This window comes from Amycolatopsis speibonae, assembly GCF_042647925.1.
GTDB classification, from domain to species: domain Bacteria; phylum Actinomycetota; class Actinomycetes; order Mycobacteriales; family Pseudonocardiaceae; genus Amycolatopsis; species Amycolatopsis speibonae.
This window is the reverse complement of record NZ_JBHRWK010000081.1, coordinates 14,627-35,892: the sequence shown is the minus strand read 5'-3', so window position 1 is coordinate 35,892 and position 21,266 is coordinate 14,627. Positions and strand designations below refer to the sequence as shown.

The window sequence follows — 21,266 nt, the reverse complement described above, 5'->3', positions numbered from 1 at the left end:
TCGTTGCCCTCTCAGGCCACCACGCCCACCACCCTCAAACCGTGATCAACGCCAGCCCTTAAGTTCCTGGCATTGACTCTCAAGGCAGGGAAGGAGGCCTTCACGGACTGGGCCTGCGATCGAACCACGGCCGGAATCCGGTAGGTACCAGAGCGCCTCGGTCCTGGGCGCACGGGTCATTCGTCGCCGTTGTGGGGCCACTGCTGCCCGCGCGTCCACGAGTCCAGCACCATCAGGGTCTTCGTCCCCGTCACCTGGTGATGCCGCCTGATCTCGTCGATGGTGCGCTGCAGGTGGCCCATGTCCCGGACCCGCAGCCAGACGAGCGCGTCGGGGTCGCCCGCGATGGTGAACACCGCCTGGGCTTCCGGCATCCGGGTGGTCGTGCGGACGATCTCGCCGACCTTGGTGGTCCCGGTGAACCGCAGTTCGGTGAACGCCTCGATCGCCCAGCCGAGTTTGGCGTGGTCGATCTGGACGGTGTAGCCGACGATGACGCCGTTCTCCTGCATGCGGTCGATGCGGCGTTTGACCGCCGCGGTGGACAGCGTGACGCGGGCCCCGATGTCGCCCAGGGTGCGCCGGGCGTCTTCCCGGAGCAGTTCGAGGATTTCACGATCGGTCTCGTCGATGAGCTGGTCCGCCATGAGCCAGGATGGTACGCAGACGCAACGGATATCGGCTACTGGTGAAGATGGGTCGGATTTTTTGCGCGATCGGGAGCAATAGACTGCCGCTTGTTGCGGCGCCTCGGCGAGGTCGGGTCTCCTGTCGTGACGTTGTGGGGGTGCCGAAGGAGGCAGGTCTGGTGGAGCAGTTCACGTTGGAGGACCGGTATCTGGCCGAAGACGGCACCGTCTACCTCAGCGGGGTCCAGGCCCTGGTCCGGATGCTGTTCGACCGGGTGCGGCACGACCGCGTGGCAGGGGCGTCCCCCGCGGTGTTCGTCTCCGGTTACGAGGGTTCCCCGCTGGCCGGGTACGACCTCGAACTCGGCCGAAGGTCCGTCCTGCTCGACAAGCACGACGTCGTGCACCGCCCTGGCCTCAACGAAGAACTCGCCGCGACGGCGGTCATGGGCAGCCAGCTCACCGCGTCGGTCGGCTCCTCGCCCGGCGGGGTCACCGGCTTCTGGTACGGCAAGGCACCCGGGCTGGACCGGGCGACGGACGCCCTGCGGCACGCCAACCTCGCGGGCACCGACCCGGCGGGCGGCGCGGTGGCGCTGGTCGGCGACGATCCGAACGCCAAGTCCTCCTCGGTGCCTTGCGCCTCCGAGCTCGCGCTGGCCGACCTCGCCATGCCGGTGTTCTTCCCGTCCGATTCCCAGGATGTGCTCGATTTCGGGCTGCACGCCGTCGAACTGTCCAGGGCGAGCGGGCTGTGGTCGTCGATGAAACTCGTGGCGAACGTGGCCGACGCCGCGAGCACCGCCCTTGTCCGGCCCCGGTGGGCGGCGCCGGAGCTGGCCAAGGGTTTCACGCCCTACCGGCACAAGCCCAGCTCCCGGCTGCTCGGAACCACGCTGATGGCGCTCGAACGCAGCCTCTACACCGAGCGCGTGCCGCTGGCCGTCGAGTACGTGCGGGCGAGCGGGGTCAACCGGATCGTCCAGGAAGGACCCTCGGACCGCATCGGCATCGTCACCGCCGGAAAGTCCTATTTGGACCTAATGCAGGCGCTGCGGCTGCTCGGTCTGGACTCCGAGGCGTTGTCGCGGCACGGGATCCGGATCCTCAAACTCGGCGTCATCCACCCGCTCGAACCGTCGATCGTCCGGCGGTTCGCCGACGGCCTGTCCGAGATCGTCGTGGTGGAGGAGAAGCGTTCCTTCGTAGAGTCCGCGATCAAGGAGGTGCTTTACGGCACCGCCGGGGCACCCGCCGTCTACGGCAAGACCGGCCCGGACGGCCGCACCCTGTGCACCGAACTCGGCGAACTCGACCCGGACGCCGTCGCCAGGGTGCTGGCCGGACGGTTGAGCGAGCACCACGAGATCCCGTCCGTGACCGCGTGGCGGCAGCAGCGCCGCCGCGAGCGCATCTCGATCCCGTTGCTGACCAGGACGCCGTATTTCTGCTCCGGCTGCCCGCACAACTCCTCGACCAAGGTGCCCGAGGGCACCGTGGTGGGTGGCGGCATCGGCTGTCACGCGATGGCGCTGTTCATGGAACCGGACCAGGTCGGCGACGTCGTCGGCCTGACCCAGATGGGCGGCGAGGGCGCGCAGTGGCTCGGGATGGAGCCGTTCGTCGAGGCCACGCATTTCGTGCAGAACATCGGCGACGGCACGTTCACCCATTCCGGCAGCCTCGCGGTGCGGGCCGCGGTGGCCGCCGGGGTGAACATCACCTACAAGATCCTCTACAACGCGACCGTGGCGATGACCGGCGGCCAGGACGCCGTCGGCGGGCTCCCGGTGGAACGGCTGGCGTCGCTGCTCCTGGTCGAAGGCGTCACCAAAGTGGTCATCACCAGCGACGAGCCGAAGCGGTTCCGCGGGGTGAGCCTGCCCGGCGGCGTCGAGGTCCGGCATCGTGACGAACTGCTGAGCACACAAGAGGAACTGGCCGCCGTCCCCGGGGTGACGGTGCTCATCCACGACCAGGAATGCGCCGCGGAGAAGCGTCGCAAACGCCGTCGCGGAAAGCTGGAGACCCCGGCCGCCAAGGTCGTGATCAACGAGCGCGTCTGCGAGGGTTGTGGCGACTGCGGCGAGAAGTCGAACTGCCTGTCGGTGCAGCCGGTCAGCACCGAATTCGGTCGCAAGACCACGATCCACCAGTCGTCGTGCAACGTGGACTATTCGTGCCTCGCGGGGGATTGCCCCTCGTTCATGACGGTACTGCCCACCGGCCGGAAACACCGGCGGCGGGCCGGGGAGATCACCGCGTCCGAGCTGCCCGAGCCCGAGACCGGCGGTACGGACTTCACCGTGCGGATCACCGGGGTCGGGGGGACCGGCGTGGTCACCGTCGCGCAGATCCTCGCCACCGCCGCCGTGATCGAGGGCAGGCAGGTCCGGGCCCTGGACCAGACCGGGCTCGCGCAGAAGGGCGGCGCCGTCGTCTCGGATCTGAAGATCACCGCCGGGCCGACGCCGCAGGCCCCGAAACTCGCGGCCGGGGAATGCGACCTCTACCTGGCCTGTGACGTCCTCGTCGGCGCGGACCCGGCACATCTGGCGGTGGCGGATCCCGGCCGGACCACCGCCGTGGTCTCGACGACCGAGGTGCCGACCGGCCGGATGGTCGTCGACACCACCGTGTCCTTCCCCGACGCGGCGGCCGTCCGGGGCGCGATCTCGGAGAACGCGGCGCGGACCGTGGCGCTCGACGCGCGGGCGCTGGCGGAAACCCTGTTCGACGACGACCAGTTCGCCAACATCCTGCAGCTCGGCGCGGCGCACCAGACCGGCGCGATCCCGCTGGACGCGGCCAGCCTGGAACGCGCGATCGAGCTCAACGGGGTCGCCGTCGCCGGCAACCTCCAGGCCTTCCGGCGCGGCAGGCAGCTCGTCGCCGATCCCGGCGGACTGCACGCCGCTGTCGCCCCGCCCGCCGTCGCCGCGACGCCCGCCCCGTCAGCGGCCGCTCTCCGCGCCCGCGCGCTCGTGCACGCCGAGCCCGGTTCGGAACTCGCGCGCCTGCTGGACATCCGCGTCCCCGAACTCGTTCAGTACCAAGACGTTCGCTACGCGCGGGAGTACGCGGAGTTCGTCGAGCGCGTCCGGGTCCTGGAAGAGGATTCGACCGCTGTCACCGAAGCTGTGGCGCGCAACCTGCACAAACTGATGGCCTACAAGGACGAGTACGAGGTCGCGCGGCTTTCGCTCGACCCCGCCGTGATCGCGGGGATCGAGGCGGAGTTCGGCGTGGGCAGCCGCTACGCCTACCGCCTGCACCCGCCCGTGCTCCGCGCGCTCGGGATGAAGCGGAAGATCGCGCTGGGCCCGAAGTTCCGGCCGGTGTTCGTCGCGCTGCGCGCCGCGCGGAAGCTACGGGGCACGCGCTGGGACCCGTTCGGCAAGGCACACGTCCGCAAGGTGGAGCGGGAGCTCGTCACGCAGTACCGGGAAACGATCCTCACCGCGTTCGGTGCCGAGGCCGCCGATCGCGGCAGGCTCCTCGCCCTCGCCGAGCTACCGGACCTGGTGCGCGGTTACGAGGACATCAAACTGGCGAACGTCGAGGCCTACCGTCGGGAACAGTCCGCGCTCCTCGCCTATCTCGTGCCGGGGGACCGGCTCGGCGTGAGCAAGTGATCGAGGACCGATCCGGGGTCCGGCATCGCCGCGATCCGCGCGGCGAGAGCTTCGGCGGAATCGCGGTAGGCGGGGTCGGCGAGCACCGTGCGGACGGCGTCGCGGATCCCGCTCCGGGTGGGGGAGCCCGGATCGGCGAGCACTCCGGCTCCGGCTTCGGCGACCTGGGCGGCCATGTCGAACTGATCGGTGGCCAGCGGCGAGACCACCAGTGGCACGCCGTGCGCGAGCGAACCCAGCACGGTGCCCGCGCCCGCGTGACAGACGATCGCGTCGACATACGGCAGTATTCGTTGCTGCGGAAGGAAGTTCTCGATCCGCACTTCGGCGGGCTGCGCGCCGAACCGATCCCGATCGCCGTCCCGGCCGATCGTCGCGATGACGTTGATCCCTTCGCCGTGCGACGCGGAGATCATCGTCTCCAGCACCCCTGGCCGGGTGTTGTGCGAGGTCCCCGCCGTGACGTAGACGGTCTTGCCGTGCGGCAGTCCTTCGAAGGCGGCCGGGCGTTCCCCGGCGGAGGGGAGCACCCCCTCCGGGCGCGCCGGCAGGTAAACCGGGTGGTCCCAGGTGATTCCCCGCGGCCGCAACGCCTCCGGCCAGATGTCCAGATACGGGACGGTGTCGTGATCGGGGAACCGGTCGAGGCCGAAGCGCCGCACGATCGGGTCGAGAGCCTGCCAGCCGCCCGCCATGATCGAGGCGGGCTTCGGCGGCCCGATCCCGTGCACCACGTACGGCAGGCCGGTGATCGCCGCCGCCGCGGGCGCGGCGAACTCGGCGGCGCCCGCGATCACCAGATCGGGCCGGTGCTCCCGGAACGAGGCCAGCATGCCGTCCACTCTCGGCGCGGCCCCGGTCTCGGCCATCACGGTGACCACGTACGCCAGCTTTTCGTCCGCTGACATCACAGCCAGTTCGGCGGGCGAGTATCTGCCCCAGGCCTGACGGGCGGCCGCTTCGTCGACCGGCCCGTCCACGCCGATCGTCGGCAAACCGTGCGCCCGCGAGTGCTCGAGCGCGTTCGATCCGGTCGCGAACACGACGTCGTGGCCCCGGTCCCGTGCCGCCACGGCCAGCGGCAGCAAAGGGGCGATGTGGCTGTAACCCGCTCCGGCGGAGAAGAACAGACGCATCACCGAAGGCTACGGCCTGTCCGGCCGCCGGAACGTTCTTTTTGTCTTTCTCGACGAGGTTTTCCGAGTCGCACCGTTTTTTGTGTCACGAATGTGCTCGGTTTCGGGTGGAGTGCGGACTCGGCGTGCCCGATAGCCACCTTTCCATTGGGCTACAAGGGCTAATGCCACCAAGGAGAGATCCGTCGGCTGTTCGTGTGGAACGCCGTCACGGCGGGAGCCATTCGTGAAGAGAGTGCATTACTGTCCACTCCGGGGGCTGCACATCGCACACCACTGGATCAGGATTGGGGAGTCATCGTGATGAGGAATCGTGTGCCCGCGGGGCGAAGACGGATGGTGTCCCTGGTGGCGGCCGCGGTCGTGGCCACCGGCGCGGTGACGGGGACCGCGCAGGCCACCCCGGCCGGACCGGTCGATCTCGGCACATTGCCCGGCGACGACGAGAGCACGGTACTGGCGGTCAACCAGTCAGGGGTCATGGTCGGGCTGTCCCTGGTGGGCCCGACCCCGAAGCGCAGCCATCCGGTGCGCTGGGACGCCAGCGGCCAGATCATGGCGCTGCCCACGCCGGGTGGCACCGAAGGTCAGGTGCGTGACATCAACGACCTGGGGGTTTCCGCCGGCTACGTGCTGACCGCGACCACCGCCGTACCGGTTCGCTGGGACGCCGCGGGCCAGGCGACCACGCTTCAGCTTCCGCCCGGCTATCACAACGCCACCTCGTCGGCGATCAGCGAGACCGGCGTCGTCGTCGGGAACTGGCTGACGCCGGACGAGCAGTTCCACGGCTTCCGCTGGGACCCGAACGGGGTGGCCACCGACCTGGGCGCGCTGCCCGGTGAGACCTGGAGCATGGCCGAAGGCATCTCCGACGATGGCACCATCATCGCGGGCAGCGCGAACCGCGCCGCGGCGAACCAAGCGGCGCGGTGGACGAACGGCGGCCCGCTCACCGAGCTGGCACCCCAGGGCAAGACCAGCGGGGCCAGCCGGAGCAACAAGGACGGGGTGGCCGCCGGAACCCTGCGTGAGATCAGCGGACCCACCATCGCGGCGAAATGGGATCGGGACGGTGTGCTGCACCCCCTCGAATGGCCGAGCCCCCACCCGGTCTGGATCTACGACGTCGGCCCGACCGGCTACGTGGTCGGTTCCGGCTATCTCAACCCTCCGTCCCGGTCGCCCGTGATCTGGGATCCCGACGGTGACCTCACCGCCCTCGCCGACGACGGCCTCGGCGCCGACGTCGAAGCGGTCAACGCGCAGGGCACCGCGGTGGGCATGTTCCGGAGCAAGGCGACGGTCTGGTTCCAGAACGGGGCGCGCGTGCAGCTCGGCGCGCTGCCCGGCGGTACCCGGAGCCGGGCGTACCGGATCACCGACAACGGCCGTGTGGCGGGAACCGCCTCCAACGCCGCCGGACAGTCCCACGCGGTGTACTGGACACTGGACTGACGTCTCGGCGCGACTCGTTTCCGCACCTGCTGTGCGCGAAGACGTAACACGCGTGATCAGACGGCGAACACGATGATCGCCGTCTGATCACGCGAGTTACCTCTCTGATCACGCATGATCGCCGTCTGATCACGAGTGATCGCCCATCTCGCCCGAACACGACACCTTCGGTCTGTCAGCCGAGACCCGCACGCCGCGAGAGCCCCTTGCCTTAAATAGCGCGAAGAAGGTCTTCGCCGTCAGTAATATCTCGGGCGGCGCGACTCACCGGACAAGTCGTGGTTCGGGAAGGATGTCGCTTGAGCAGCACGCCGGATCTCGGTCCCGTACCCCGGCGCGTCGCCGTCGGCGTCGAGCAGGTGCGCCGGTTGATCGGCGACCAGTTCCCGCGGTGGGCGGATCTCCCGGTCCGGCCCGTGGCCGAGAGCGGCTGGGACAACGTCACGTTCCGCCTCGGCGAAACGATGGTGGTGCGGCTGCCGAGCGCGGCCGAGTACGCCTTGGCGGTCGAGAAGGAACAGCGGTGGCTTCCGGTGCTCGCTCCCCGGCTGCCGCTGCCCATTCCTGTCCCGCTGGCGAAGGGGGATCCCGGCGCGGACTACCCCTTCTCGTGGTCGATCTACCAGTGGCTCGACGGCGAGCCCGCGAGCGCGGACCGGCTTGCCGACCCGGTCCGGTTCGCCCTCGATTTGGCCGCGTTCCTGGCCGCCTTGCAGGGCGTCGACGCCGCGGGCGGACCCCGGCCGGGTAAGCACAACTGGTTCCGGGGCGCCACGCTGCGCACCTACGAAGCGCAGGTCGAGCGCGCGGTGGACGGCGACATCGACACCGGCCTGGCCCGCGAGATCTGGAAGACCGCTTTGGACTCCCCTTGGGACGGTGCGGACACCTGGTTCCACGGCGACGTCGCACCGGGGAATCTCCTGCTCGACCGCGGTGAGCCGGCGGCCGTCATCGACTTCGGGACCTGCGGCGTCGGCGACCCGTCCTGCGATCTGGCCATCGCCTGGACGCTGCTGACCGCCGACGGCAGGCAGGCGTTCCGCGAACGGTTGTCGGTCGACGAGGCGACCTGGGCGCGCGGACGCGGATGGGCCCTGTGGAAGGCACTGGTCACCCGCGCCCGGACAGGCGAGGAAGCCGTGAACGCGCGCCGCGTCCTCGACGAGATCTTCGCGGAGTACGCGACACGCGGGTGAGGCCCCCGGTCAGGATTCGGTGACGCGCAGCGAGTCCTGTGCGGCGTCGAGTGTCCGGGCGCATTCGCCGATCGAACCGGCGACGGCGGTGACGTAAGCGACGCGTCCCCACACCGTGCCCTTGGGAGGTGGGGAAACCACCGCGCCGGGCCGGGCGATGACGACAGATCGGTCCACTGTGGACGGCAGAGTCGCGGGATCGAAGTGGATCGCGTCGATCGTGGTGTCGTCCCGGTCGACGTAGCAGAAGCGGATGCCCGCCACCCGCTGCCGTCCGGGGCGCACGTCCAGATCGTGGCCGCAGGCCGCCGCGGCGGCGAGGACACCGGGGTCGATGCCTGTCGCCAGCATGCCGAGATAGGGGATCATGTCGCCGCCGAGCCGCCCGTTGACCTCGATGAGCTTCGGGCCCGTCCCGGTCAGCATGTACTCGGTGTGCGTCCAGCCGTCCCGGAAGCCCAGCGCGGTGTGGGTGTCCTGCAGCAGTGCCGTGAACGTGGAGTCGGTGAGCAGCGGATCGTCCGCGTCGACGTAGTGGCCGACCTCTTCGGCGTAGGGCGGGAAGCCGACCACCTTGCGGGCGAGGAAGAGCGGCGTGACCTTCCCGTCCTGGACGACCGAGTCGACGCTGACCTCCTCGCCGGTGACGCACTGCTCCACCAGGACCGGATGGTCGCTGGCGTAGACCACCGGGTCGGGTGCCTTGGTGTCCCTGGTGAACGCGAACATCTCGCGCAGCCGCGCCGGGTCGTCGACCCGGACCACACCGAGACTGGCGCCGAGGCCGCGGGGTTTGAGGATGGCCGGATAGCCGACCTCCTCCGCCGCCGCCAGTGCCTGGGCGACGGTGGCGACCTTGACCGAACGCGGCTGGGGCACGCCCGCCCCGGCCAGCGCGGCGCGCGTCTGCGCCTTGTCCCGCAGCCGCCAGATCATCGCCGGGTCGCCGCATCGCAGCCCGAGCGCTTCGGCGACGTACGCGGTGGCGTGGATCCGCCCCTCGTCCCAGCAGAGCACGCCGTCGAACGGCTCGGCCTCGTTCAGCCGGACGGCCTCGCGGGCCATCGCGGGACCGTCGATGGTGCTGGGCAGCACGGTCCAGCCGGTGAGGTGCTCCCGCTCCCACCGCGGCTCGGCGGTGTGGAACAGGTGGACCCGGAACCGGGTGCCGATCGACCGCAGCAGGTATTCCCGGAACTCCCGCCACCCGCTCGCGATCAGCAGCAGGCGCGGTCGCGTTTCACTGGACATGGAACCTCTTCTCCCGTAGGCGTTCCTCCTCCGTGACGGCGATCCGGCGCACCGCGTGGCGCAGTGTCGGCGGCGCCATCAGCGACGTCACGATCGCCACCAGCACGATGATCGTGTAGGTGGCCGTGTTCAGTACGCCGAGCCGCAGCCCGACGATCGCGACGATCACCTGGATGACGCCGCGGGCGTTGAGGCCGCTGCCGAGCGCCAGTCCCTCCCAGTGGCTGAGCTTGCCCGCCCTGGCACCGAGATAGGCGCCGGTGAACTTCCCGACGACGGCCACCAGCAGCACCAGCACAGCCGAGCCGAGTACCGCGGGTTCGCGCAGCGCGGTGAGGTCCATCCGCAGTCCGGCGGTGGCGAAGTAGATCGGGGTGAGCACGGACAGCACGATCGTGCGCAACGGCGCCAGCCGCGCGAGGTCCAGGTGCCCGGACGAGCCGATCAGGATCCCACACAGCAGCGTGCCCAGGACCGGCTCCATGCCCAGCGCGTGAGTACCGGCGGCGGCCAGCAGGAGCAGGACCACGGCCGTGGCGATACCGGGCCCCGGGTCGGCCGAGCGTCCGGCCAGGCGCAGCGCCGTGTTGACCAGCGGCCGTCCTACGACGGAGGTGAGCACCAGCACCACCAGCAGGCCGCCGATCGACAACGCCACCTGACCGGCGAGCAGCCCGGTGACCGCCAGCGCGGACACCACCGAGAGCAGCAGCCAGCCGATGATGTCGTCCACGGCCGCGGCGCTGACGATCAGCTGGCCGATGTCCCGGTGCAGCAGCCGCATCTCCAGCAGGGTCTTCGCGATCACCGGGATCGCGCTGACACCCATGGCCACGCCCATGAACAACGCGAAGACGGCGCGGTCGGCCCCCGCCGGGATCAGGGACGCGGGCAGCGCGAAACCGAGTCCGACTCCGAGGACCAGCGGCACCAGCAGGCCGCCCGCGCTGGTCCAGGCGGCGGGCTTGCCCTTGCGCCGCACCAGCTTCAGGTCCATGTGCATCCCGGTGATCCCGACCAGCAGCAGTACACCGAGCTGCCCGACGGCGTCGAGCAGGTTGAGCTGCGGTGCGTTGTGCGGCAGCAGCCAGGCCGACACGCCGGGTGCCAGGTGGGTGAGCACCGACGGTCCGATGAGGGCACCGGCGGTCAGTTCCCCGACCACCGCGGGCATCTTCAGCCGGAGGGCGAGCCGTCCGAGGACGAGTGCGAGGCCGAGCAGCAGTCCGAGCTGGAGCAGGAACAGCAGCATCGAATGCGCGCTGATGGGGGCGACGGGATCAGTCATCGACGTAGTACCAGTTCTCGGGGCTGATCATGCCGAAGGGGTTGACCGGCTCGAAGCCGCGCAGGTTATCGGCCACCTCGAACAACCGGATCGGGAAGTTGGGGTTGAAGACGACCGGTACCTGCTCGGCGATGTAGTCCTGGTACTCGTACAGGACGTCCGGGTCGTCGGAGGTGACCGTGCGCTCGATCAGCTCGTCGGCCACCGGATCGTGGTAATGGCCGAAATTGCCCCCCGCGTCGGTCCTGAACAGGACCTCGCCGGTCGGGTGGTGATAGACCCAGCCGCCGTTCCAGCAGCACATCTCCCACTGGCAAGGGGTTTCGTCGGTCGGGTAGCACGGCGCGTCCTCGGCGACCAGGATCGAACCGTAGACCTCCTGCAGCCGTAGTTCGATCCCCGCCGTCGCGGCGGCACGTCGGTACTCGGTCATCAGCCGGGTCAGCGCCGGCCGTCCTTCGACATACCGAAGCAGGAAGCTCAGCTTGGTGCCGAGCGGAATCCCTTCGCCCGCCAGCTCGGGGTCGACACACACCGCCGGTGTGCCACTGGTGTCCCAGCCGTTGTCGGCCAACAGCTTCCTGGCCCGGTCCGGGTCGAACGGCAGCGGCCACGCCCGGCCGCGCTGCGGTGGTGACACCAGATCGGTGACCGGGAGCATCGGCATCGGCCCGTTCTGCCGGTAGGCGTAACCCTGGTAGATGTCGCGGACCGCGGAGTCCTGGTCGAGGGTGCACTGCAGGGCCTGCCGGATGTAGGTCTGGGCGAACATCTTGCCCACCACGGTGGGGTTGTTGAAGTTCAGGCTGGTGTACCGGATGCAGTACGCCACCTGCGGCACCATCGTGTAGAGCCCGGCCAGCGGGTTGGCCCCGCCCTTGGCCGGATCGTCGGTGTGACCGGTGGCGAAACTCAGCGGCAGGTAGCCGACCTGGACCGCGTCCGGGCCGTCCGGCCCCTCCTTCAGCCGGTGGTACTCCTCCTCGTCGGAGGAGAACGGGATCTGCCGGAACTCGTCGAGACGCGGTTTGTTCGGGCCGGAGTAGTGCTCGTTGGGCACGAACGTCACGACCCCGTCCAGCGTGTAGCTCTTGAGCCGCCAGGGTCCGCTGACGACACTCCAAACAGGACTGCCGGCCCAGCGGGTGCGGTGCTCGTTGCCCTCGTCGATGATGTCGCCCTGTTCGGCCATCAGGTAGTCGTAGACCGCTTCGACGTCGGCGAGGTCGCCGGAGGCGTCGGCAGGGCCCGACTCGGTGCGGTCCCAGGCCTTCGGCAGCGGGATGATCAGGCTGAGCTGGTTCATCAGCACCCAGCGCTTCGAGTACACCTTGTCGAAGGTGAAGTAGCAGGTGTCCTCGGACAACTTGCCGTACGCGGTGCAGTTGTCGGGGAAGTAGCCGGGGGTGTACTCGCCGTACCGTTCGCCCTTGACCTTGAGCAGGTTCACCCAGAACAGCACGTTGTCGGCGCACAGCGTCTCGCCGTTGGACCACTTCCACGGCTTGACCTTGACCGTGACGGTCAGCCCGTCCTCGCTCCACACGGGCGGTTCGCCGATGCTCGTGGCGTAGTCGACCTCGGGCGTGCCGTCGCTGCCGAAGAAGTACAGGGTGCGGTACATCAGGGCCTGGAATTCGAGGACGTTGCGCATGCCCATGCGTTCCGCCGGGGTGAACGGGAAGATCACCGCCGGCGGGAAGCCCGGGGCGCAGGCCCAGGTGACCGTGCCGCCGCGGCGGGGTTTTTCTTCGCGAGCCGACGGCTTCGCGCTGGTCCGGGTCATCCTCATCACCGGATCTCGTGCAGGCGGGAGACCCCGACGGACTGGTGCGGCCCGTAGCGCTGCCACACCTCGTCGAGCTGGATCCGGCCGTCGTCGAGGATCCGCGGGACACTCGTGCAGTGGCCGGAGATCACCTCGCCGCTCTCCAGGACCATGCAGTACGCGAAGTCGAGTTGGCCGTCCGGGCCGCAGGTTCCGGTCAGCGAGCCGCGCCGGGCCCTGCCCCCGGCGAACTCGCCCCAGATCAGATCGCCGTTCTGCCGGTAGACGGCGACCCTGTCGCCGCCACCGTCGTCGGTGCCGTCGACGGCGACAGGGCGGAACCGCCGGCCCTCGTAGTTGATCATGATGGGTTCGGTGCCTTTCCGGCGTGGGGGTCGTGGTCACGTAACTCCAGCGCGCAGCATTTGGCCGCGCCGCCGGCCTTCAGCAGTTCGGAAAGGTCGACGGTGATCGGCTCGAAACCGGCCTCCCGCAGGCTTTCGGTGAGGTGGACGGCCGCCTGGGGGAGCAGCACATGCTTGCCGTCGGAGACCGCGTTGAGGCCGAAGACCGCGGCGTCCGCCCTGTCCGCCCGGATAGCGTCCGGGTACAGCTCGCGGAGCAGGGTCTGGCTGTCCGGTGAGAACGCCCCGGGGTAGTACATGATCTCCTCGTGGTCGAGGACGGCCAGCGCCGTGTCGAGGTGGTAGAAGTACGGGTCGACCAGGTGCAGGGTCACCACCGGCAGGCCGAAGTGGTCGGCCGCCTCGGCATGCGCGCGGTGGTCGGTGCGGAAGCCCGTGCCGGCGAGGATCCGCGCCCCGGTGGGCAACAGGTCGCCCTCGCCCTCGTTGACGAATCGGGCCTGCCGCACCGGATAGCCGTGCTCGGCGAACCAGGCCTGGTAGGCCGGTGTCTCGCCGAACCGTTGCGGGTAGCGGTACCGGGCCGCCAGCACCTGCCCGCCGATGACGGTGGCCGCGTTCGCGGCGAACACCATGTCGGGCAGGCCGGGCCGTGGCGGCACCACGTCGACCCGGTGCCCGAGCTCGACCAGCAGGGCGCGCAGCCGGTCCCACTGCACGATCGCCAGTGGCGTGTCGGTCGGTTTTTCCGGCTCCATCCACGGATTGATGGAGTAGCTGACCTCGAAATGGCTCGGCGGGCACATCAGGAACCGCCGGGTGCGGGCTACTCTCACTGGTCGCCCTCCAAGGTGACGGTGATCTTGCCCGCCAGTTCGGCCATGAGCTCGAAAGCGTCCTCTTTGGACGTTCCGGTGGTGCCGAGGAACCCGAAGATGGTGTTACCGTCGGGTGGCCTGAGGATGACGTCGCCGGGGCGCGCGGTGATCTGCCGCAGGAAGACCCGGTCCGAGGAGTTCACCTCGGGGGGCACGTCGATCCTTTCGACCACGCCGCCGTCGCAGATCAGGCACATCGCGGTGATGTGCGTCCCGGTCGGCCAGTAGTGGCGGACCGGTGGCTTGACTCCCCGGCCGACGTCCACCACGGCGCGGATCGGGTCGTAGTCCGCGGTGATCCGGGCGATGGTGTCCAGTCCGCCGCCGCCGACCCTGGCCGCGATCTCCAGCAGGTGCGGCTTTCCGTCGTGGTAGCGCACCTCGGCGTGCATCGCGCTGCGCCGCAGGCCCTGCGCGTGCGCGGCCGCCTTGACCACGTGGTGCACCCTGGCCAGCTCCTCGGCGGGCAGCGACGTCGGCGCGTGGTGCACGTCGTCGTCGAAACTGCTGCCCTCCGCGGTGATCCTGTCCACTACCGAGCCGAGATAGACCTCGTCGTCCCAGGCGAGGGCTTCCATCAGGTATTCCTGTCCGTCCAAGAAGGACTCCACGAGCAGCCCGATCGGGCCGAGGTCGACGTCGTCGGCCTCGGCGTTGATCCAGAACATGTTCCGCAGGCCCTCGCTGGCCGTGGCGAAGTCCCGCATCATCTCCTCGGGACTGTCCACCCGGTACACGAGATGGCTGCCCGCGCCGAGAGTGGGCTTGAGAATCACCGGATAGCCGAACTCGACGGCCGCCGCGAGCGCGTCGTCCAGCTCGGTGACGAACCGGAAAGCGGGGATCGGCACACCGGATCGCTCGTACGCCTGGCGCATCAGCAGTTTGTTGCGGCTGTTGCGGGCACCGTCGACACCGATGCCCGGCAGGCCGAGCGCCTCGGCCACCGCCGCGACCGCGATCACCGCCGCCTCGGAGAAGGTGATCACCCCGTCGAAGTGCTCGGTGGCGTGCCACTGTTCGGCACAGGCGATCATCTCGTCGATCTTCTTCGAACCGACCAGCCGGTAGTGGTCGGCGGGCCAGAAGTCGGCCGTCCCCTCACCGTTCATCACGTACAGATCGACGCCGAACGCCTGCACCTGCCGATAGCGGGAGTGGTAGTAAGTCAGGTACTGACGCGTCTCGATGGTCAGCAGCTTCATGGCTCGCCTCCTCGGGCAGCCGGGGGAGTTCGAACACGGGAACGGAAGTGGGCGGTTCGGCGGTGAGGGACAGGTCGACCCCGTTCGCGCGCGCCGCCTCGGCCACGTCGATGAGGATCGGGGCGGCGCCGGCGAGCAGGGTGCGGGTCTCGAGCACCAGATCGCCCGCGTCGATCGCCGAAGCGGCGGCGAGGTCGCGCAGCCGGGCCAGCTGGGTGAGCACCGTTTCGGCGGCCCGGTTCATGCTGTAGCCGGGCAGCTCGTAGCAGCCGCGGAACCGCTCCAGCATGGCCCCGGCGCGGCGCCGCCCGGCCGCGGTCACCGGCACCGTGCCGGAGAGTCCGCGCAGCGCCGCCGACATCGCCTCGGCCAGCGCGTTCCACGACGTGCCGAGCCGCCGATACCCGTTCTCCCGCAAGCCTTCCCGGCTGAACCCGGTGCGCGCCTGTTCCGGCGCGGTGTGCGCCAGATGGAACCGGACCAGGTCACGGGGGACCTCGGCGAGCAGATCGACGGTCCAGATCAGGTGGTCGCGGCTGGTGGAGAACTTCTCCCCGGCCAGGTCGTAGAACTCGTTGCAGACGTTGGCCGACGGCGTGACGTACCGGTCGCCGTGCGCCAGCAGGAACACCAGATCCATCAGGCCCCAGTGATAGACGTTGTCGTAGCCGTGGAAATAGACGACGTCGGCGCCGTGCCCGGCACGCCAGTGCTCGTCCACCGGCAGCGTGGTGTCGCCCGCCGACCACCAGGTGCTGTACATGACCGCCGGCATCGCTTCGATCCACGGGTACAGCATCTGGCCGGGGGTCTCCGGGAACGGGGCGGGAACGCCCCAGTCCGCCGGGATGGTCACCGGCACCTCCGGCAGCGGCCTGTCCAGCAACTCGCCGACCAGCTGCATCGCGTGCGGCCGCCATCGCCCCGCCTGCCCGGCGTAGTAGGCGGTCAGCCTGTCCCGGTACTCCTCCATCGGCAGCACCAGGATCTCGGTGTCCCGATAGGACACCGGGTCATCCGGGTCCATTGTGGAGCGTGGGTCGAGCAGCTCGTCGTAGTTGTTCGGATGCCCGCAGGCCTCGCAGACCCCACCGCTGCTGCCCGCCAGGCAGACCGGGCAGGTGCCGGCGACCAGCCCGTCGAACAGGTACGTGCCGGACAGTGTCGCGAAAGGCAACCGCACCGTGCGCTTCCGGAACCGGCCCGCCTCGTACAGCGCGGTGACGAACTCGAGCACCGTGCGCCGGTACACGTCGTCGATCGGCGGGAGCCCGGCCATCGAGACGCCCATCGCGGAGAGCGAACGCCCGATGGCCGCTGTCGACCGTGCGCACAGGGCTCGCGGCGTGGTGCCCAGCCGTCGCGCGGTGGACACCACGTAGCTCTGGCTGTCGTCGGTACAGGTCGTGTAGATCACCGACTCGCCGGTGGCCCGCAGGTATCGGGCGTACACGTCGCCCGCCAGGTAGGGCCCGGCCATATGTCCGATGTGCAGGTCGCCGTTGGACGTCGGGGTCGCGGCGACCACGATGGTCGTGGACATCTACACGCCGGCCTCGTCGCGGGTGGTGAACCGCCCGGCCATGTCCTTGTCCCACCAGACCGCGTACATCCGGAACTCCTCGGCGCCGCTGTTCACCACCTGGTGGCGCGACCGCGGCGGGAAGTGCGCGATGTCGCCGGCGGTGAACGGCACCCGGCGCCCGTCGCAGACGATCTCCGCGGCACCGGTCATGGCCACCCAGATCTCGTACTCGTGGTGGCTGTGCGCACCGGACCGCGCGCCCGGCGGCACCACGCACCACGAGCCCTCGAACGGCGCGTTCAGCTCCGGCCACGGCAGCAGCCGTGTCGCGGCCAGTCCGTTGTCCGGCTTGAGTCGTGCGTGATCGAACTTGCGGATCTCCATCATGGTCACTGCGCTCCTTGAGTGGCGGCGAGCGGGCGGGCGGCGGCTTCGGTGCCGGCGAGCAGCCGGTGCATCCGGCGTTCGGCGAGCAGATCCGTGACGATCTCCGACGCCCGCGCGGCCAGCACGCTGAGCAGGGAGTCGGCGATGCCGTGGGTGGCCTCGTTCACCCCCTGCAGATGGCAGGTCCCGCTGAACGAGGACGGCAGGCTCATCCGATAACTGCGGTTGACGGTGATCTCGTCGATCCCGACGGCGGAGGCCATGTCCTTGACGATCCGCGGCATCCGCTTGGTGAAACCGGTCCCGAGCAGTACCACGTCACAGCGGTGCGTGGAGCGGAGGCCGGACTTGCGGTCGACCAGGGTGAGCACGACTTCGCGGCCGTCCATCTCGGCCTCGGCCACGTCGACCATCGGGATCATCTCGATGCGTTCGGTCCCGGTGAGCCGTTCGATGTACATCTGCCGGTACAGCGTGTCGAGCATGTCCGGGGCGAGACCGGCGTAGTTCGTGCGGTGCATCTCCCGCAGCAGCTGGGCCCTTGCTTCCGGCCGGGCGGAGTGGAATTCGTCCACAAAGGACGGGTAGTACAGCTCGTTGGTGAACTTGCTCGACTCGTAGGCGTTGAGGCCGATCGAGCGCATCACCATCGCGCAGTGCGCTCCCGGGAACGCCTGGTGCGCCGTCCAGAGCATCTCCGCCGCGCTCTGCGCTCCGCCGACGACCACGATCCGGCGCGTGCGCCCGGGATCGAGCTCGCCGATCCGGGCCGCGAATTCGGTGCTGTGGATCAGCAACTCGCGCGGGATGGCCGCGAAGGTGTCCGGGATGTACGGATCCCGCCCGGCCGCGACCACCAGATGACGGCACACCACGGCACTGCCGTCCGCCATCTGGACGAGCCACTCGCCGGTCCCGTCCGCGATGCCGAACGGCCGGACCGAGACGCAGCGCCGTCCGTAGTCGATGCGGACGTTCGGCAGGGATTTGGCCACCCAGCCCAGATAGCCGGAGATCTCCATCCGGTACGGCGTGAAGCTGCCGAGGTTGATGAACTGGTCCAACCTGCCCACGGAATGCAGGTAGTTGATGAAACTGAAGGCGCTCCGCGGGTTCCGCTGGGTCACCAGATCCTTGAGGAAGGACACCTGGCTCTGCGTCCACGGGATCAGCATGCCCCGCTGCCAGACCACGTCGTCCTGCTGCTCGACGATGAGCGTGTCCTTGGCCAGCTCCGGCTTCGCGAGCTCCTCGACGGCGACGCCGAGCGCGAGGCCGGACGGGCCCGCCCCGATCGCCAGCAGCTCTACTTCTTGAAATCGCACCGCAAATCCTCCCCGGTTATCCGCGCCGGCCGGTGGCCGCGCTGCTCGTCGCGGTGGCCGCGACGAGGTCGATCAAGGCCGGCACCGTGTGCGCGGCGTGGTATTGGCGCAGGTCGAGCGTCAGGGTCAGCGCGCTTTCCAGCTGGGAGAGGACCTCCAGCGACGCGAGGCTGTCCCAGCCGTGGGTGGCGAGCACCGGCTGTGCCCGCAGATCGCCGATCGGCTTGCGCAGCACTTCGCTCAGCGTGTTCAGCACGACGGCCGCCGTGTCATCCATGTCGGTCATCACTCGTTTCCGGGTAGGTGATCCAGGTGGGCAGGCAGGTCGGCGCGGTGCCGGGCACCACGGTGTACGTGCCGTCCTCGCCGGACGGGGTGAAGCCGGCCTTCTCCCAAAAGCCGTTCGCCACCGTGTTGCGGCCTGTCGGCGCGTAGTGGCCGACCAGTGCGATGGCTCCGGCCTCGCGGGCCCGCCGCACGATCCAGTCCACGATCGCGAACTCGATGCCCCGGCCGAACACCCGGCAGCTCAGCACCAGGTTCAGCACCCGCCAGACCTGGTCACGGCACTCGATCCACGCGGCGCCGACGATTCCCTCGTCGCCGAACCGGTCCGCTACCGCGAACGAAGCGGCCAGCTGGTCCGGATCGGTGCTCATCGCTGTCGTGGCGGCCTCGTCGAACCGGCGCCCGGTCAGATTGAACTGGTTGGTGCGGGCGGAAAGCTGGGCGACCCGGCCCACCTCGAAGGCGGTGACCGGATGCGCGGTCACCCGTGTCCGCAACGCCCGCAGGTAGTCCTCCGACGAGGCGAATCCGGAGGAGAAATCGGTGCGCAGCGCGCGTGAGCGGTACAGCGCCGGACGCTTCAGGTCGGTGTCGGTCAGCTCCGGCACGTCGAACCAACCGGGCCGCAGCAGCGAGCGCACCAGACCGGCCGGGTCGCCGTCGGCGGACACCACGGCCACCTCGGGCAGTTCGGCGGCCACGTGCCCGCGTTCGAACGGGGAGTCGTCCATGAAGACGAACGCGCTCCCGGCCAGGTTGAGCGTCTCGGCGGCGTGGCGCAGGTTGTCCGCCTTGGCCGTCCAGTTCACCGCGCGGACCGCGAAGTCCTGCGGGCGCAGCACCATCTCGGGGTGGTCCGCCAGCGCCTTGTCGACCGGTCCGGCGTCGTTCTTGCTGGCCAGGACGAGGATGACGCCCTGTTCGCGCAGCCGTCGCACCGCTCGCTGCAGATCCTGGTAGCAGTTCCCCGGATACAGCCCGCCGAGGTGCAGCCCGGTCTCGCCCACCTCGCCGAGCACGCCGCCCCACAGAGTGTTGTCCAGGTCGAGCGCGAGCACCTTGCGCGACAGCCCCGACCTGGCCGCGACCACCCGGGCGACCTGCCGGGCCAGCGCGAGCAGCGCGCCGTCGGTGTAGGGCAGGTCGGCGTACCGGTACAGCCGCTCGTCCCGGGCCGCGACCGCGAGATCGGCGAGCTCACCGGCCAGGTCCACCACCGTGATCCGGCTGTCCTCTTCCGCCAGGCCGAGCAGGTCCGCGTTGAGCCGGTGCCATGCCTGGCCGACCACGGCACGGGCTCGCCAGCTGATCAGCGAATCGCGCAGCTCGGCCGGGACCGGGACGGTGTGCAGCACGAGCGTGGCCGGCATGCGCCGCAGGAAGGCCAGGAGTAGTCCGCGCAGTTCGGCGAACCGGGCGGCCACGTGCGCGGCCAGCCCTGCCGGGTCGGCGGCGCTCCAGTCGCGGGGCAGGAAGTACCGCTCGTCCAGCAGGCAGGTCACGACGTCGGGGGAGCCGTCGATCTCGCCGTCGGCCAGTGTCAGCTCGAAGGTGCCGTAGTCGCCGAGCAGGAGGGTGGGCTGGGTGCCGGTGGCGACCAGGGCGGCGCGCAGCAGGTGCTCGAACGGACCGATCGTGCAGGTGGCCAGCACGGCCATCCGGATCGGGCGCAGAGCCGGCCCGGCAGGGGGGAGTTCGGCGAGGACGCGGCCCGCCTGGCGGACCACCGCCGGATCCTCGACCTCGGCGAGCCGCTGTCGCAGGCCGGGCGCCGGTGCCGAGCGATCGGCCACCGCCATCCGCAGGCCGCCGAGCAGTTCCGTGAAATCGTTCATCGCCGCCTGCCTAAATCCGCACGAGCGTGCAGTACCAGCGCATGCCGATGGAGATTCCGGCCAGCGCCACGAGATCTCCCGAATCCAGTTCGCCGCGGTCGAGGTAGGTCCCCAGCGCGACCAGCTGATCGGCGGCTCCCATGTGGCCGTGCCCGATCGCGAGTTCGTGGTTCGTCCGGGCCAGTGGGATATCGATCAGCGAGGCCAGATCGGCGATGCCGTCCGGATCGTTGAGGTAGATGAACCGGGCGAGATCGGCGCGCCGCACGCCCGCCCGGCGACAGGCCCGGTCGATCACGTCGACGACGCGCGCGTTGAGCTGGTTGCCGAATCTTTCGAGCTGCCTGGGGTCTTTTCGGAAATGGGCCTGAACACGTTCGGTTCCACTCGGCGCGGTCGCACTCGACCAACCGGGTGGCGCCACCGGAGTGACACTGCCGCCGACATCGGTGCGGAACCAGTCGCAGAAATCGGAATCCGTGAACTGTTCGGTGGCCAGCCACTCGTTTCGGCCGTGACCGCGGCGCAGTACCACGGCGACCGCGCCGTCGCTGTGCACGGCGTTGTTGACGTTCATCCGGTTGCGGTGGAATTCGCTGACCCGGTTGACGGCGGTGAACAGCACGGTGTCGAGTTCCGGCCGCAGCAGCAGTTGTCCGGCGACGGCACCGAGGCCGGTCACCCCGCAGGCGCAGCCTTCGGTCAGCAGCATCGTCTGCCGCTCCCGGATCTTCAGCTCCCTGGCCAGCGCCGCGGACGAGTCCCAATACGGGTACTCCGCCAGTTCGGAATTGGCCAGCACCACCAGATCGACGTCCGCCGGATCGACAGCGACCCTGGTCAGCGCGTCGCGGCTCGCCTCGGCGGCCAGCGCTGTCGAAGTCACCCCGTCTTCGGCACGATGGAAGGTCCGGTAGCCCCAGCCGACGATGCGTTCCGGGTCGGCGACGTAGGTGCCGGCGGTGTGTTCCACGTCCTGATCTTCACCGAATGCGTAACCGAAACCGGCGATGCCGAATTCGGCAAGCGGTCCTGCCATTGTTTCTCCTCTTGCCGGGCCGCACGGCGGCATTGGTCGATCTGCGTTTCGACAA

17 protein-coding genes are annotated in these 21,266 nt (G+C 69.5%); 3 read left to right on the top strand and 14 right to left on the bottom strand.

The genetic code is table 11. The features are described 5' to 3' along the window. Positions 1-176: 176 nt before the first annotated feature. Positions 177-647, bottom strand: coding sequence for an Lrp/AsnC family transcriptional regulator (locus ACFOSH_RS37745; RefSeq protein ID WP_378245429.1), 471 nt, complete (start codon positions 645-647; stop codon positions 177-179). A 161-nt stretch (positions 648-808) separates the two neighbouring features. Here ACFOSH_RS37745 and ACFOSH_RS37740 point away from each other — a divergent pair, with 161 nt between their 5' ends. Then, positions 809-4,264, top strand: coding sequence for an indolepyruvate ferredoxin oxidoreductase family protein (locus ACFOSH_RS37740; protein ID WP_378245427.1), 3,456 nt, complete (start codon positions 809-811; stop codon positions 4,262-4,264). Here ACFOSH_RS37740 and ACFOSH_RS37735 read toward each other — a convergent pair. Continuing rightward, entirely contained in the window at positions 4,225-5,400 is a 1,176-nt protein-coding gene (locus ACFOSH_RS37735) for a glycosyltransferase (RefSeq protein WP_378245425.1), read from the bottom strand. The genes ACFOSH_RS37740 and ACFOSH_RS37735 overlap by 40 nt on opposite strands. Positions 5,401-5,703: 303 nt before the next feature. Between ACFOSH_RS37735 and ACFOSH_RS37730 the strand changes: the two genes are divergently transcribed. Together ACFOSH_RS37730 and ACFOSH_RS37725 are read left to right on the top strand one after the other, a co-directional pair. Continuing rightward, positions 5,704-6,858, top strand: coding sequence for an HAF repeat-containing protein (locus ACFOSH_RS37730; protein WP_378245423.1), 1,155 nt, complete (start codon positions 5,704-5,706; stop codon positions 6,856-6,858). A gap of 299 nt (positions 6,859-7,157) precedes the next feature. Further along, positions 7,158-8,057: an aminoglycoside phosphotransferase family protein gene (locus ACFOSH_RS37725; protein WP_378245421.1), complete on the top strand. Its 900-nt coding sequence runs from the start codon at positions 7,158-7,160 to the stop codon at positions 8,055-8,057. 9 nt (positions 8,058-8,066) lie between these two features. Here ACFOSH_RS37725 and ACFOSH_RS37720 read toward each other — a convergent pair whose 3' ends face one another. From ACFOSH_RS37720 to ACFOSH_RS37665, 12 genes are read right to left on the bottom strand one after another with little or no spacing between them, the layout of a single operon-like run. Beyond that, complete coding sequence (locus ACFOSH_RS37720) at positions 8,067-9,308, bottom strand: ATP-grasp domain-containing protein (protein WP_378245419.1); 1,242 nt, start codon at positions 9,306-9,308, stop codon at positions 8,067-8,069. After that, a complete protein-coding gene (locus tag ACFOSH_RS37715; RefSeq protein ID WP_378245417.1) occupies positions 9,298-10,596 on the bottom strand; it encodes a cation:proton antiporter in 1,299 nt (432 codons plus the stop codon). The genes ACFOSH_RS37720 and ACFOSH_RS37715 overlap by 11 nt, the downstream gene beginning before the upstream one ends. Further along, positions 10,589-12,382 (bottom strand): ABC transporter substrate-binding protein, encoded by a 1,794-nt coding sequence (locus ACFOSH_RS37710; protein ID WP_378245415.1) that lies wholly within the window; start codon positions 12,380-12,382, stop codon positions 10,589-10,591. The genes ACFOSH_RS37715 and ACFOSH_RS37710 overlap by 8 nt, the downstream gene beginning before the upstream one ends. A gap of 5 nt (positions 12,383-12,387) precedes the next feature. Next, positions 12,388-12,729 carry a hypothetical protein gene (locus ACFOSH_RS37705; protein WP_378245414.1) on the bottom strand — a complete coding sequence of 114 codons (342 nt, stop codon included), beginning with the start codon at positions 12,727-12,729 and terminating at the stop codon, positions 12,388-12,390. Then, positions 12,726-13,535: a dimethylargininase gene (ddaH, locus tag ACFOSH_RS37700; protein WP_378245435.1), complete on the bottom strand. Its 810-nt coding sequence runs from the start codon at positions 13,533-13,535 to the stop codon at positions 12,726-12,728. Before ddaH ends, ACFOSH_RS37705 begins: the two co-directional genes overlap by 4 nt. A 26-nt stretch (positions 13,536-13,561) precedes the next feature. Then, positions 13,562-14,812 (bottom strand): ATP-grasp domain-containing protein, encoded by a 1,251-nt coding sequence (locus tag ACFOSH_RS37695; protein ID WP_378245412.1) that lies wholly within the window; start codon positions 14,810-14,812, stop codon positions 13,562-13,564. Further along, positions 14,709-16,355, bottom strand: a complete 1,647-nt coding sequence (locus ACFOSH_RS37690) for a class I tRNA ligase family protein (protein ID WP_378245410.1) — start codon at positions 16,353-16,355, stop codon at positions 14,709-14,711. The genes ACFOSH_RS37695 and ACFOSH_RS37690 overlap by 104 nt, the downstream gene beginning before the upstream one ends. Next, positions 16,356-16,724: a cupin domain-containing protein gene (locus tag ACFOSH_RS37685; RefSeq protein ID WP_378245433.1), complete on the bottom strand. Its 369-nt coding sequence runs from the start codon at positions 16,722-16,724 to the stop codon at positions 16,356-16,358. A 2-nt stretch (positions 16,725-16,726) separates the two neighbouring features. Continuing rightward, positions 16,727-18,049: a lysine N(6)-hydroxylase/L-ornithine N(5)-oxygenase family protein gene (locus ACFOSH_RS37680; protein WP_378245408.1), complete on the bottom strand. Its 1,323-nt coding sequence runs from the start codon at positions 18,047-18,049 to the stop codon at positions 16,727-16,729. Positions 18,050-18,065: 16 nt separating this feature from the next. After that, on the bottom strand, positions 18,066-18,335 hold the full coding sequence (locus ACFOSH_RS37675) for an acyl carrier protein (RefSeq protein WP_378245406.1): 270 nt from the start codon (positions 18,333-18,335) through the stop codon (positions 18,066-18,068). After that, positions 18,319-20,172: an HAD-IIIC family phosphatase gene (locus tag ACFOSH_RS37670; protein WP_378245404.1), complete on the bottom strand. Its 1,854-nt coding sequence runs from the start codon at positions 20,170-20,172 to the stop codon at positions 18,319-18,321. Before ACFOSH_RS37670 ends, ACFOSH_RS37675 begins: the two co-directional genes overlap by 17 nt. A gap of 10 nt (positions 20,173-20,182) precedes the next feature. Continuing rightward, complete coding sequence (locus ACFOSH_RS37665; RefSeq protein WP_378245402.1) at positions 20,183-21,211, bottom strand: 3-oxoacyl-[acyl-carrier-protein] synthase III C-terminal domain-containing protein; 1,029 nt, start codon at positions 21,209-21,211, stop codon at positions 20,183-20,185. Positions 21,212-21,266 lie beyond the last annotated feature (55 nt).